Source organism: Rhodococcus sp. PAE-6 (genome assembly GCF_025290685.1).
GTDB classification, from domain to species: domain Bacteria; phylum Actinomycetota; class Actinomycetes; order Mycobacteriales; family Mycobacteriaceae; genus Rhodococcus; species Rhodococcus pyridinivorans.
On record NZ_JAOCLZ010000002.1, the window covers coordinates 221,250 to 235,889 of the forward strand.

Annotated in this window: 6 protein-coding genes; 3 read left to right on the plus strand and 3 right to left on the minus strand. The window is 69.7% G+C overall.

Annotated features, from left to right (window positions below; translation table 11 throughout):
- Positions 1–71 precede the first annotated feature (71 nt).
- On the plus strand, positions 72–1,970 hold the full coding sequence (locus NVV99_RS05610; RefSeq protein WP_024102988.1) for an ABC transporter ATP-binding protein: 1,899 nt from the start codon (positions 72–74) through the stop codon (positions 1,968–1,970).
- Here NVV99_RS05610 and NVV99_RS05615 read toward each other — a convergent pair.
- From NVV99_RS05615 to NVV99_RS05625, 3 genes are read right to left on the minus strand one after another with little or no spacing between them, the layout of a single operon-like run.
- On the minus strand, positions 1,921–3,570 hold the full coding sequence (locus NVV99_RS05615; protein WP_024102989.1) for a (2,3-dihydroxybenzoyl)adenylate synthase: 1,650 nt from the start codon (positions 3,568–3,570) through the stop codon (positions 1,921–1,923). The two genes, NVV99_RS05610 and NVV99_RS05615, sit on opposite strands and share 50 nt — an antisense overlap.
- Before the next feature lie 43 nt (positions 3,571–3,613).
- Positions 3,614–4,396, minus strand: coding sequence for a 2,3-dihydro-2,3-dihydroxybenzoate dehydrogenase (locus tag NVV99_RS05620; RefSeq protein ID WP_024102990.1), 783 nt, complete (start codon positions 4,394–4,396; stop codon positions 3,614–3,616).
- Positions 4,393–5,535 (minus strand): isochorismate synthase MenF, encoded by a 1,143-nt coding sequence (locus NVV99_RS05625; protein ID WP_024102991.1) that lies wholly within the window; start codon positions 5,533–5,535, stop codon positions 4,393–4,395. The genes NVV99_RS05620 and NVV99_RS05625 overlap by 4 nt, the downstream gene beginning before the upstream one ends.
- A 178-nt stretch (positions 5,536–5,713) precedes the next feature.
- Here NVV99_RS05625 and NVV99_RS05630 point away from each other — a divergent pair, with 178 nt between their 5' ends.
- The gene (locus NVV99_RS05630; RefSeq protein ID WP_024102992.1) at positions 5,714–13,507 is read left to right on the plus strand and encodes a non-ribosomal peptide synthetase; all 7,794 of its coding nucleotides are present in this window, start codon (positions 5,714–5,716) and stop codon (positions 13,505–13,507) included.
- Between the two features lie 94 nt (positions 13,508–13,601).
- Complete coding sequence (locus NVV99_RS05635) at positions 13,602–14,630, plus strand: ABC transporter substrate-binding protein (RefSeq protein ID WP_024102993.1); 1,029 nt, start codon at positions 13,602–13,604, stop codon at positions 14,628–14,630.
- Positions 14,631–14,640: the final 10 nt, after the last annotated feature.

The following is a 14,640-nucleotide window of genomic DNA, read 5'->3' on the forward strand; positions in this document are numbered from 1 at the left end:
CTTGACGGTTCCCACTCAATGAGGCAACCTCAACAAGTACGAGTCACGAACGACGAATCGAGGTGGCGCACATGATGCAGCCCCCACCCACTCTCGGCGGCAAGCCGGGCAGCCGCGGCAGGATCGACAAGAAGGATCTCGAGCAGCTCCGCGAGGCCCCGGTGAGCCTGCGCCGTATCGGCGCCCTCTTCGCGCCCTATCGGTGGAAGATCACCCTCGTCGTCGCGCTCATCATCGCCTCGTCGGTGATCTCCCTCGCGACGCCCTTCCTCGTCCGCGCCGTCATCGACGACGCCATCCCGCACCAGAACGTGAGCCTGCTGTTGTGGGCCGTCGGCGGCATGCTGGCCGTCACCGTCGCGAGCTCGCTCCTGTCCGTCGTCCAGACCTGGATCTCCACGACCGTCGGCCAGAACGTCATGCACGGTCTGCGTACCCGGGTCTTCTCCCACCTGCAGCGACAGTCGCTGAATTTCTTCACCCGCACCCGCGGCGGTGAGATCCAGTCGCGGCTGACCAACGACATCGGTGGCATGCAGTCCGTGGTCACCAACACCGCGACCTCACTGGCGTCCAACGTCACCACCGTCGTCGGCACGGCGATCGCCATGGCGGTCCTCAGCTGGCGACTGGCTCTGCTCTCCCTGATCGTGCTCCCGCCGGCCATCTGGCTCACGCGCCGGGTCGCGCTCATGCGCCGCGCCGTCACCGCCCGTCAGCAACGGCGCCTCGCCGACATGCAGTCGCAGATCGACGAAGGACTGTCGGTCAGCGGCGTGCTGCTCGTCAAGACGCTGGGCACCGGCCCGGCACTGTCCGACAAGTTCGCCCGCACGTCGGAGGAACTCGCCGATCTCGAGGTGCACGCGCAGTTGTCCGGCCGCTGGCGCATGGCCACGATGAACATCGTCTTCGCGGCGATCCCCGCCGTCCTCTATCTCGTCGCCGGTCTGCCGGCCACCTCGGGCGGCATGACGATCGGCACCCTGGTGGCCTTCACCGGCTTGCAGGGCGCGCTGTTCCGGCCGCTGATGAGCCTGCTCGACGTCGGTGTCTCCGTCACCAGTTCGCTGGCCCTGTTCAGCCGCATCTTCGAATACCTCGACCTTCCGGTCGACATCGACGACCCGCGCGATCCGGTGCCCGTCGACCCTGCGACCGTCGCCGGCCGGGTGCGGTTCGAGAACGTGAGCTTCCGCTACGAAGGAGCGCACCGCAACGCCCTCGACGGCATCGATCTCGACGTCCCGGCGGGGGCGCAGGTCGCGCTCGTCGGCGAGACCGGCTCGGGCAAGACCACGCTCGGCTCGCTCGTCGCACGACTGTACGACCCGGTCGAGGGACGCGTGAGCATCGACGGTGTCGACCTGCGCGACATGAGGCTCGCCGATCTCGCCGGACTGGTCGGCGTGGTGTCGCAGGAGACCTACCTCCTCCACGCGACCGTCCGGGAGAACCTGCGCTACGCGAAGCCGGACGCGACCGACGACGAGATCGAGGCCGCGGCCCGCGCCGCACACATCCACGACCTGATCGTCTCGCTGCCGGACGGCTACGACACCGTCGTCGGCGCCCGCGGATACCGCTTCTCGGGTGGTGAGAAACAGCGACTGGCGATCGCCCGCACGCTCCTGCGCGACCCGCGTGTCCTCGTGCTCGACGAGGCGACCAGCGCCCTCGACAACGACACCGAGCACGCCGTGCAGCAGGCCCTCGACGCCGCGCGCAGCGGACGCACGACCATCACCATCGCGCACCGGCTCTCGACCGTGCGCAACGCCGACGAGATCGTGGTCCTCGACCGGGGCCACATCGTCGAACGCGGAACGCACGACGACCTCGTCGCCCGCGGTGGCCGCTACGCAATCCTCGCCGCTCGAGCCGAACGGGGTGAAGTCATCCCCTCGTCGCGGAGCGAGATCAGTCCTTCAGAGTGGCCGCGAGGGCGCGCCGCAGTTCGTTCCGGCTGATCTTGCCCACTCCCGTGACCGGGAAGGCGTCGACGAACTGCACCTTGTCGGGGATCTTGTACTCGGCCAGCCCTCGTTCCCTCAGGAACTTCTTGAGCGCGAGGGCCTTCGGCGCCTCCCCCTCGGTGACGACGAAGGCGCAGGTGCGCTCGCCGAGATACTTGTCGGGCATCGACACCACCGCCGCGTCGAGCACGGCCGGGTGCGCGATCAGATGATTCTCGACCTCCTCGGCCGCGATCTTCTCGCCACCGCGATTGATCTGGTCCTTCGCGCGTCCCTCGACGACGATGTAGCCGTGCTCGGTGAGCCGGACGATGTCGCCGGTGCGGTAGAAGCCGTCCGGGGTGAATGCCATCGGATTGTGTTCCGGCGCATTGTAGTAGCCCCGGATCGTGTACGGGCCGCGGGTGAGCAGGTGGCCGGTGGTGCCCGCGGCGACGGGCTCGTCCGTGTCGTCGACGACGCGGATCTCGTCGTCGGGGCTGATCGGCCGGCCCTGGGTGGTGACGATGGTGTCCTCGTCGTCGTCGAGCCGGGTGTAGTTGACGAGACCCTCCGCCATACCGAAGACCTGCTGCAGCGTGCAACCGAGTTCGGTGCGAACGCGTTTGGCGGCCTCGGCCGGGAACTTCGCACCACCGACCTGCAGCACCTCGAGCGACGACAGGTCGCGTTCGGTGCGGGCCCGCGCCGACAGCCACGCCTGCGCGAGGGGCGGGACGAGCGACGCCATCGTCACGCCCTCGCTCTCGATGAGGGCGAACGCGGTGTCGGGGCTCGGATCCGGAGCGAGGACGACGGTGCCGCCGGCGTGCAGCACACCGAGGATGCCCGGCGAGCTCATCGGGAAGTTGTGCGCCGCCGGCAGCGCGACCAGCATGCGGGTGTTCTCGTCCACTCCGCAGATCACCGCGGATTCGCGTACGGAGTACAGGTAGTCGGCGTGGGTGCGGGGGATGAGCTTCGACGTTCCGGTCGTGCCACCCGACAGCTGCAGGAAGGCAACGTTTCCGGCGTCGTTCTCCGTGATCGGCGCCGCTTCGCGGTCGCGCAACGACCCGAGCGCAGTGAATTCCTCGGCCTCACCGGCGACCACGACCACCGGCGGATTCTCCATTTCGGAGGCGACCTGCCGGGCGAGCACGCGGTAGTCGAATCCGCCGTGTTCGGCGGCGATCACGTACGCTGCGGCGTCGCTGAACCGGCAGAAGTAGCCGATCTCCGACACGCGGTGCGCGGGCAGGGAGAAGACGGGGAGCGCACCGAGGCGGAAGACCGCGAAGAGCACTTCGGTGTACTCGACGATGTTCGGCAACTGCAGGACTACTCGGTCGCCCTTCCGGACCCCGAGGTCGGCGAGACCGGCGGCGATGCGGGCCGAGGCGTCGTCGAGTTCGCGGTAGGTGATGCGCCGCCAGGTGCCCGTCGCGTCGTGTCCGACGACGGCGATGCGACCGGCGAACCGGGCGGCGCGGGCCGGGAGGAATTCGCCGAAGGTCTCGTTCGTCCAGTAACCGGCTGCGCGATACCGCTCGGCGAACTCCTCGGGGTAGCGGGCGGTGTCGGCGAGCGGCGTGCGCTCGAAACCGGTTGTCACGGAACGGTTCCTTTCGGGATCAGGGTCGATGCAGGTCTGTCGGTCAGGCGCGGAGGGTGGCGCCGCCGTCGATGTAGAGCGCCTGCATGGTGATGTGACGAGCACGATCGGACAGCAGGAACTCGATGGCCTCGGCGATGTCGGCGGGCTCGGCGATGCGGCCGAGGGGGATGCCGACCTTGAACTGCGACAGGTCACCTTCGATGGCGCTGCGTGCGCCGGCGTCGTCGTTGGGGTCCTCCCACAGCGAGCGCTGCATGGCGGTGTCGGTGGAACCCGGCGCGACGATGTTGGCGCGGATCCCGTACTGCGCCAGCTCGAGTCCGAGGATCCGGACGATCATCGTGGACGCGGCCTTGGACGATCCGTAGGCGCCCATGCCCATGCGCGGCACGCCCGCGGAGTTCGATCCGACGACGACGATCGAACCCGACCTCCGCTCCCGCATGGCCCGTCCGACCGAACGCAGGACCGACAGCAGGCCGGTGACGTTGACGTCGTACATGTGCTGCCAGTCCTCGGGATCGGAGTCGAGCACCGAGCCCGTGGTGAAGACACCTGCGACGTGCGCGAGATGCTCGATCGGTCCGTGCTCGGATTCGATGTTCTCGACGAGGTAGGCGACGGCGTCGTGGTCGCGGATGTCGACGGGGTGGGTGGGGACGGAGCCGCCGAGCAGCGCGGCAGTCTTGCGCAGTCCTTCGGCGTTGCGGTCGGCGAGCACGAGACGGTGACCGGCACGCGCCAGGGCCTCGGCGGTCGCGCGGCCGATACCCTGCGCGGCCCCGACGACGAGCGTGACGGGGGATGGTGCGGTCTCGGTCATCGGAGTACTCCCAGTGCATCGAGGACGGTGCCGAACTTGACGGTCGTCTCGGCCAGTTCGTCGGCAGGGTCGGAGTCGGCGACGATACCGCCCCCGGCGTAGGCCGTGAGCCCGACACCGTCGGCATCGAGGACGGCGCAGCGGATCGTGACCAACCATTCGCCGTCGCCCGCGGCGTCGCACCATCCGAGGGCACCAGCGTAGAAGCCCCGGTCACCCTCGGTCGCGAGGATCAGATCGCGGGCGGCCGCGGTCGGCGTGCCGCAGATCGCGGGGGTGGGGTGCACCGCGAGTGCGAGATCGAGGGCCGTGACACCCGGATCGTGCAGGCGACCCTCGATGGGAGTGCCGAGATGCCACAGCTGGCGCGTGCTCGTCACGGTCGGCTGCTCGGGGATGTCGAGGTCGACACACAACGGTTCGAGCGCGGCGCGGATCGCATCGATCACGTGCGCGTGCTCGGCGAGGTTCTTCGCGGAGCCGGCGAGCCTGTCGGCCGTCGCCCGATCGATCCCGGGGTCGCAATGCCGCGGTGCGGATCCGGCGAGGGGGTGAGCGGTGACCCGATCTCCGCGACGGCGCACGAGCACCTCCGGGCTCGACCCAACCAGGTGACGTCCCGTCCACACGCCACCGGCTGCTGTGAGGTCGACGAGGAAGCCGTTGTGCAGCGGATCGTTTCGCGTGAGAGCGACGAGGAGGTCGTGCGGGGTGACGGGCCGGTCGGCGCGCAGGGCGAGTGCCCGGGCCAGGACCACCTTGAGAAGGTCGTTGTCGTCCGAGCGGAGCAGGCGCAGTACGGTCTCGACCCGATCGATGTGCTCGCCTTCCGACGGCAATGCGCCCGTGATCGTGATCGGGGGCAGGTCGGCGGCCGGTGCGTCGTAGTGCGCGGGGGAGTGATGGAGTGTGTTCGGAGCGGTCAGTGCGGCCGGACCGTCGGGTGCGAAGGGCAGTGCTCCGACGATCGCGGCGACCTGTCCGGTGCGCAGGGCGTCGGCGGCGGCGGACGCGCGGTCGAAGTGTTCGCTCACGCCTTCGGCGATCACCGTGCCGTGCGGGCGGGACAGGACGAACGGGTGCGCGACGGGCCGCTCGGCCCGGTCGGTAGCGGTTGCGCCGAGGACCGGCACTTGCATTCTCGTACCTTCCGGTTGAGGAGGTCTGCTGGCAGGAGCGCGCCACAGGACACACGATCACTGAGCAACATATACGGTAAGCCTAACCTTTGGTACTGTGCCCTCCGGCGCCGCAGCGCGCACATCAGCGGATTCCGTTCCCAGCCAATCGTTTCGATCGAAGGAAAGAGGATCTCCAGTGCCCCTAGCCGGACCGGACGCCTCACGGCTCGCTCTGTCGCGCGCACAGTCGGGCGTATGGTTCGCCCAGCAACTGAACCCCGACAACCCGCTGTTCAACACCTCGGAATGCATCGAACTGCGAGGCGCGGTCGACGAGGAAGCGCTGGTCACAGCGGTTTCCAAGGCGGCATCCGAGGCCGAGGTGCTGGTCGCGGGGTTCGAGACCCTCGCCGACGGTACAGTCGTCCGGATTCCCGGTGCGCGCACACTCGATCTCGCCCCGACCGTCGACTTCACCTCCGCGGCGGACCCCTGGCAGGCGGCCCACGAGTGGATGGCGCGCGACCTCGAGCGGCCCGTCGACCTGTCGGTGGATCCGTGCGTCCGGGCCGCGGTCCTGCGACTCGCCGACGATCACGTCCTGCTCTACCTGCGTGCCCATCACATCGTCCTCGACGCCTTCGGGTTCTCGCTGTTCAACCGGCGCATCGCCGAGCGCTACAGTGCCGCGGTCGCCGGTACGGAAGTTGCTGCCGCACGGTTCGATTCGGTCGAATCGGTGATACGGGAAGAATCGGACTATCGCGACTCGGCCGACTTCGACGCAGACCGTGACTTCTGGAGCGCGTACCTCGACGGCGTGGACGAAGCGGTCGCCCTGCGGCCCGGCCCGGGTGGCATCGCACGGCGCTCCCGTGGCACGCGCTTCACCCTCGACGCCGACCGGCAGCGCGGTCTGGTGGCTCTCGGCAAGGAGGTCGGCGCGAGTTGGGGTGACGCGGTCACCGCGCTCGTCGCCGCCTACCTGCGCGGAGTTACCGGCCGCGAGGACCTCACGCTCGGTTTCCCCGTCATGAACCGGCTCGGCAGCGCCGCACTGCGGGTGCCGATCACCGCGGTCAATGTCGTTCCGCTGCGCCTGAATCCGACCGCATCGGCCACGCTCGTCGAGCTCGTCGCGCAGGTGCGCGACGGAGTGGCGCTGTGCCGCAACCACTATCGTTACCGCACCGAGGACATACAGCGCGACCTGCGACTACCGACCGGATCCCGCGGCGTCATCGGCCCGTCGGTCAACGTCAAACCGTTCGGCGACTCGCTCCGGTTCGGCGACATGCGTGCGGCCGTGCACTCGGTCGCCCGAGGACCCCTGCAGGACTTCATGGTCACCGTGCGGCCCCTCGACGGCAGTGCCGGACTCGAAGTGTTCGTCGACGTCGACGCCGACGTCTACAGCGAGGCGGATCTGACGATCCACACCGAGCGGCTGGAGATGCTGTTCGGTTCGGTGGCCGAGCGGGATCTGCACACCCCGCTCGCGCAGGTGTCCGTCCTGACCGCCGACGAGCGACGGACGATCCTCGACGACTGGAGCCGCAGCCCGGACATCCCGTTCGACCCCGGCCTGACCCTCGTCGACCTGCTGCGGGAGAGGATCGAGGCGGCCCCCGACGCACCGGCCGCGGCGGACGCCCATGTGACGCTCACCTACGCACAGTTCGGCGCGCGGGTGCACCGCCTGGCCCGCCACCTCGTCTCGAGCTTCGATCTCGACCGGCCGCACGCGCGGGTGGCCCTCGCGCTGCCCCGCACCGTCGACGCGCTGATCGCGATCCACGCCGTCCTCGAGACCGGCGCCGCCTACGTCCCGCTCGACGTCGATCAGCCCCTCGAACGCCTCGCTCACATCCTCGGCTCCACCGACCCCGTCTGCATCCTCACCACCCGCACGACCGACGACCGGGTCGCCGAGGTGACGGGGGTGCCGAAGCGCGTCGTGCTCGAGGATCTCGACCTCGACGCCGTGTCCGACGCTCCGCTCGACGACTCGGAGCGCGGCCCGCTGACACCCGACTCGATCGCCTACGTGATCCATACGTCCGGCTCCACCGGCAGACCGAAGGGCGTCGTCGTACCCCACCGTGGGCTGGTCAACCTGTTCCACAGCCACCGCGCCCAGGTGTTCACCCGTGCCGCCCGCGAGGCCGGCCGCGAATCCGTCCGCCTCGGACTGGCCTGGTCGCTCGCATTCGACGCGTCGTGGCAGCCGTTGCTGTGGATGCTCGCCGGGCACACCGTCGACATCGTCGACGAGGCGACTCAGCGCGACCCGGCGGCACTCGCACGCCGCGCCCTCGACGAGGGATGGGATTTCGTCGAGTTCTCACCGAGCCGGCTCGAGCAGTTCGTCGACGACGGCCTGTTCCCGGACGGCACCGTGCCCACCCTCGGTTTCGGCGGCGACGCCGTCTCCGAGCGGTTGTGGAGCCGCCTGCGCGAACGCCGGGGTGCGGCCTTCAACTTCTACGGCCCCACCGAGTGCAGCGTAGACGTCCTCGTCGCGGAGGTCGCCGACGCCGAGACACCGGTCGTCGGCCGGCCCGTCGCCAACCTGCGCGTCCACGTCCTCGACGCGGGACTCGCACCCGTGCCGGCCGGAACCGAGGGCGAGCTGTACGTGGCCGGGCCGGGTGTGGTCCGGGGATATCTCGACGCGCCTGCACTCACCGCGAGCAGATTCGTCGCGAATCCGTACTCGGCGGACGCCTCCGGTCCGTACGCCCGCCTGTACCGCACCGGCGATCTCGTCCAGTGGACCGAGGACGGCCGCCTCGCCTACCGCGGCCGGGTCGACAACCAGGTCAAGGTCCGAGGATTCCGCATCGAACTCGGCGAGGTCGACACCGCTCTGCTGCGCATCCCCGGTGTCTCCCGCGCCGCGACCGTGGTGCGCACCGATCCCTCCGATATCGCGCAGCTCGTCGGTTATCTCGTCGGACAAGACGTGCCCGAACCGGTCGAGGCCCGCCGTCTCGTCGCCGAGTTCCTGCCCGGGTACATGGTTCCCGCGGCCCTCGTCGTCCTCGACGAGATGCCGTTGACCTCCAACGGCAAGCTCGACCGCAGGGCGCTGCCCGAACCGGACTTCTCGTCGATGGTCTCGTCCCGCGTCGCGGAGACCGAGACCGAACGGGCACTGTGCCGCATCTACGCCGACATCCTGGGCCTCGACACGGTGGGCGCCGACGACGACTTCTTCGCCCTCGGCGGGCACTCGCTCAGCGCCGCGAAGCTGCTCGCCCGCATCCGCGACGAGCTCGGTGTGGAGCTGCCGATCCGGACGGTCTTCGACCATCCGCAGGTCGTCGCGCTCGCCGCGCGCTGCGGAGATCGACCGACCACCCCTCCGGCAAGGCCGGCACCCGTCCCGCGCGGTGGGACCGATCTTGCCCCCCTGTCCCTCGCACCACTGTCGTATGCCCAGCAGCGCCTGTGGTTCATGTACCGCATGGAAGGGCCCAGCCCCACCTACAACGTCCCCATCACGGTGGACCTGCACGGACCCGTCGAGCCGGATGCATTGCGGCAGGCGGTCTCCGACGTCCTCACACGCCATGAGAGCCTGCGCACCGTCCTCGTCGAACGTGACGGCGTGGGGATGCAGCACGTGCGCGGAGCAGAAGAGGTTGCCGAGATCGCAGTTCCCTTCGCGGTCGAGGCCGTCGACCGCGACGCGCTCACCGGACGCCTGCATTCAGAAGCCCGGCACGCGTTCGATCTCGAACGCGAGATCCCGTTGCGGATCCGGTTGTTCACGATCGCGCCGGACGAGCACGTGATGCTCGTGCTCGCCCACCACATCGCGAGCGACGAACTGTCCACGCCGCTGCTGCTGCGCGATCTCGGCAACTTCTACTCCGCGCACGTACGTGGCGACTCCCACGATCCTGCACCGCTGCCCGTGCAGTACGCCGACTACGCGATCTGGCAACGGGAACTCCTCGGCGACCAGGACGACGAGGACTCGCTCGCCGCACGACAACTCGCGTTCTGGCGCAAGGAGCTCGACGGTCTCCCGGCCGAACTCGACCTCCCCGTCGACCGCCCGCGCCCGACCGTGGCCTCCTACGCGGGTGGCGGTGTCGAGCACCGGATCCCCGCCGACCGCGCAGCGACGATCCGGGAGGCCGCGCGCACGACCGGCACCACGATATTCATGATGGTGCACGCGGCGGTGGCGGTCGCACTGTCGCACAGCGGCGCGGGCGAGGACATCCCGCTCGGATCGCCCACCGCGGGACGGCCCGCACCCGAACTCGAGGACCTCGTCGGCTTCTTCGTCAACATGGTGGTGCTGCGCACCGACCTCTCGGGCGACCCCACGGTGCGGGAGCTGCTCGCCCGGATCAAGGACACCGACGTCGCGGCGTACTCGCACCAGGACGTCCCGTTCGACCGCGTCGTGGAGACCCTCAACCCCGAGCGCAGCGCCGCCCGGCACCCCCTGTTCCAGGTGATGGTGCAGTATCAGAGCCCGCCCGCCATCACGGGATTCGACGAGCTGACGCCGACACCCTCGTTCGTCTCGAACGACACCGCGATGTTCGACCTCACCTTCGATGTCATCGAGGAATCCGGCGGCGGTCTGTGCGTGCGCGTCGAGTACGCCCGCGACCTGTTCGACGAGTCGTCCGCCGAGGCCTTCGCCGCGCGGGTCGAGCGGGCGTTCGCCGCGATATGTGCCGATCCGGACGCGAGGCTCTCGCAGCTCGATCTGCTCACCGGCTCCGAGCGCGAGGTGCTGCGTGCCGGTGATGCCACCGCGCTCCCGGACCCGTCCGGCCCGCACCGTGGCAGCGCCGACGGCTCGGCGACCCGCAGCCTGCCCGCACTGTTCGCCCGCACCGTGGAGCGCTACGGCGACGAGACCGCGCTGGTCACCCCGTCGAGTCGCCTGACCTTCCGCGATCTCGACGCGTGGTCCGACCGGATCGCCCGTCACCTCGTCGCCGACGGGATCGGCCCCGACAACGTCGTGGGACTGAGTCTTCCGCGGGAATCCGTGCTGGTCGCAGCGATCCTCGGCGTGTGGAAGTCGGGAGCGGCCTATCTGGTGCTCGACCCGGAACAGCCGGCGGAGCGGAACGAGTACATGCTCCGCGACGCCGGTGTGGGTGTCGTGCTCGATGCCGACGCGGTCGATTCGATCACCGATCACCGCCCGGATGTGCACCTGCCGGTCGTGCACCCGGACACCACCGCCTATCTCGTCTACACCTCCGGATCCACCGGCACCCCGAAGGGTGTGGTGGTACCGCACCGCGGTGTCGTGAACCTGTGGGAGACGGTGCGCACCCGTACCGTCGGCGATCCCGCGACGCGCCGACGCACCGTGCTGCTGAGCTACACCTTCGCGTTCGACTCGTCCGTCGAGCCTCTCCTCGCGATGCTGGGCGGCCACACCGTGCACGTGCTCGCCGAGGACCTCATGGCCGATGCCGAGGGCATCGTCCGGTACGTCCGGGACCACCGCATCGACGCGCTCGACTGCGGTCCGGTGCTCGCCGGGCGCCTGCTCGCCGAAGGGCTCCTCGACCCCGCCGCGCCGCACCGTCCCGAGTCCATGGTGCTCGGCGGCGAGGCCGTCCCGGGTGACCTGTGGTCGCAGCTCGCCGCGGAAACCGATGTGCGCGTGAGCAACATGTACGGTCCGACGGAATGCACCGTCGACGCGACCGGCGTCGCGCTCACCCCGGGAAGCACCCCGAACATCGGAACCCCGATCCACGGCGGCCGGGCGTACGTCCTCGACGCGCACCTGCGGCAGGTGCCCCCGGGCGTGCCCGGCGAACTGTACGTCGGCGGCCCGCACGTCACCCGCGGCTATCTCGGCCGGAGCGCGCAGACCGCGGGACGGTTCGTGGCCGACCCCTTCGGCACCGACGGCGAGCGCCTGTACCGCACCGGCGATCTGGTGCGCTGGAGGATCTCCCGGACCGACGGCCCGGTGCTCGACTACCTCGGCCGGACCGACGACCAGGTGAAGATCCGCGGCTTCCGCATCGAACTCGGTGAGATCGAGACCGTGCTCGGCGGCCATCCCGCGGTGAGTGCCGCGGCGGTCGTGGTCCGCGAGGACGAACCGGGTCGAAAGCGGCTCGTCGCCTACGCGGCCGGAACGACGGACCCCGACACCCTCCGGATGTACGTCGCCGACCGGCTGCCCGACCACATGGTCCCCGCCGTCACGGTCGTGCTCGACGAGCTCCCGGTCACCCGCAACGGAAAGATCGACCGCAGAGCACTTCCCGAGCCGGTCTTCACGCCGGCCACCGAGAGTCGCCTGCCGGCGGACGAACTCGAACAACGCCTGTGCGAGCTGACGGCGTCGGTGCTCGGACTCGATGCCGTGGGCCCCGACGACGACTTCTTCGCTCTCGGTGGCGATTCGATCGTGTCCATCCAGCTGGTGTCCGCGGCGCGCGCCGCCGGGATCCGGTTCACCGCGCGGCACGTCTTCGAACACCGCGGCCCGGCGGGACTCGCCCGCGTCGCGGAGATCGAGGACGGGCCCGGGACGGTCGACGTCGAGGCGGCACTCGGGGACGTCCCGGCGACTCCGATCGTCCACGACATGCTCGACCGTGGTGGACCGTACGCCCGCTACGCGCAGTCGCGGCTGCTCCTCGCGCCCGCAGGGCTGACGCTCGACCGGCTGACCGACGGCGTCCAGGCCCTGCTCGACACGCACGACGCGTTGCGGGCCGTCTTCGATCCGCAGGCACGGGTGCTCGACGTCCGCGCGGTCGGTTCCGTCGACGCCGCCGATGTCGTGACCCGCGTGGACGTCTCGGACTCGGTCGACCTGCAGGAGGCGATCGTCGCCGCGACCGGGATCGCCTATGCCGAACTCGATCCCGCCGCCGGCGCGCTCGTGCGCGTGATCTTCTTCGACGCCGGTCCCGACGCGCCGGGACGGGTGTTCGTCGCGGTGCACCACCTCGTCGTCGACGGTGTGTCGTGGCGCATCCTGGTGCCCGATCTCGCCGGTGCGGTCGACGGTGTCGCCCCGGTGCGCGCAGGCACGTCGCTGCGCCGCTGGGCGCGGGGACTGCTCGACGGAGTGCCGGCGCGCAGATCCGAACTGTCGTTGTGGCGGCGGATCCTCGCCCCGGCGGGACGCGTGCGTCTGGCGTCCGGTGATCCGGATCCCACGCGGCACACCATGGCAGAAACCGCGAGGGTGCAGGTCGAGGTTCCCTCCGAGCTCACCGACGCGCTGCTCACCACCGTTCCCGAGCGGTTCCACGCCGGTGTCGAGGACGTCCTGCTCACGGCATTGGCGTTGGCCTCCGCGCGGGTGTGCGGCGAAGGGGCGGTCGCGGTCGACCTCGAAGGGCACGGCCGTGAGGAACAGGCCGTTCCGGGGGCGGATCTGTCGCGCACGGTGGGGTGGTTCACCACGCTCTATCCGGTGCGCCTGGACGTCGCGGGACTCGATGTCGCCGACGCGTATGCCGGCGGAGCGAGCGCGGGTGACGCTCTGAAACGCGTGAAGGAACAGCTGCGGGAGATCCCCGACAGTGGAATCGGATTCGGGATGCTGCGGCATCTCGACCCAGTGGGCGGCCCGGAACTCGCGAGCGTCGGCGCTGTGGACATCGGATTCAACTACCTCGGCCGGTTCACGCTGGGCGAGACCGAAGGGCAGGCGTGGGCCGGTGCTCCGGAGGGTTCGGCGCTCGGTGGGGCCACCGAAGCCGACATGCCCGTGGCGCACGCCGTCGAGATCGGTGTGCTCACCGACGATTCCGGTGCCGAGCCGGTGCTGCGCGGGATGTTCGGGTACAGTCCCGATCTCGTTCCTGCGGAGAGAGTGTCGGCGTTGGCCGACGAGTGGATCGCGGCGCTGCGTGCGCTCGCCGGGCACGCGTCGGACGAGGACGCGGGCGGGTTCACACCGTCCGACCTCACGCTCGACGACCTCGACCAGTCGGAGATCGACGATTTCGCGCTCGAATTCGGCTGAGGACGGAGCGCTTGGCGGGGCGGTCTCTTTCGGTTAGCCTAACCAATCATGACCGGGGCAACACGCCCCGGCGGGAGACTCTGGGAGAACAACGATGCGCGTTCTGGAACGCAAGCGCGCGCGGGGCGCCGCGGCGCTCGGCGCGGCAGCCCTGCTGGCCGTCGGACTTGTGGGATGTTCGAGCGACGGCGACAGCAGCAGCGCGGAGAGCGGCACCGACTCCGCCGCGACGCGCACCTTCGAAGCGCAGAACGGCAGCATCGAGATCCCGGCCGACCCCCAGCGGATCGTGTCCTGCGGCTACGCAACCCTCCCGCTCATCCAGGCCGGCGCGAACCTCGCCGCCGTATGCGAGTGGAGCCGCGAGCTCGACAACATGGACGAGGAGACCCTGGCCGCCTACGAGGCGCTGCCGAAGGTCGCTCCCGACGGCGCCGTCTCGGAACTCAACTACGAGGCAGTCACCGCCGCAGATCCCGACCTCATCATCATGGGCGTCCCGGCCCGCGTGCAGGAGCAGGTCGACGTGGCCAAGCTCGAGGCGCTCGCCCCGGTGGTCTTCGTCGGACTCACGGTCCCGGGCGAGTGGCGCGAACTCGGTGAGCAGTACGCCGATGCCGCGAACGTCAGCGACTCCTACGGGGAGTTCAAGGAGGAGTACGAGGCTCGCGCTGCCGAGATCGCCGACAAGTACGCCGACTCGCTCGGGGGCCTGAAGTTCGCCGGCGTCTGCGGTGTGTGCGGTACCGAGCCCGGTGAGTTCTCCCGCGAATACGCCTCGTCGTACACCACCAACCTGTTCGACGACCTCGGACTCGACTTCTACGGGGAGCCGACCGATCCCGAGGGAGTTCACGCCGAGTACCTGTCGGTCGAGCAACTGCCCGAGAACCTCGGCGAGGCCGACGTGATCGTCTACGGTGTCGAGGCCGACGGTTCGTTGCCGCCCGAGCTGGAGGAACTGTTCGCCTCCCCGCTGTGGCAGGATCTTCCCGCCGTGAAGGCCGGCAACCTCGTCGCCGTCAAGCACTCCAGTGCAGCGACCTACGAAACCGCTCTGCTGGCACTCGATTCCATCGATGCCGAGTTGGCGAAACTTCCGGCCAACCAGAACCAGGAGTAGTCGCTGTTGC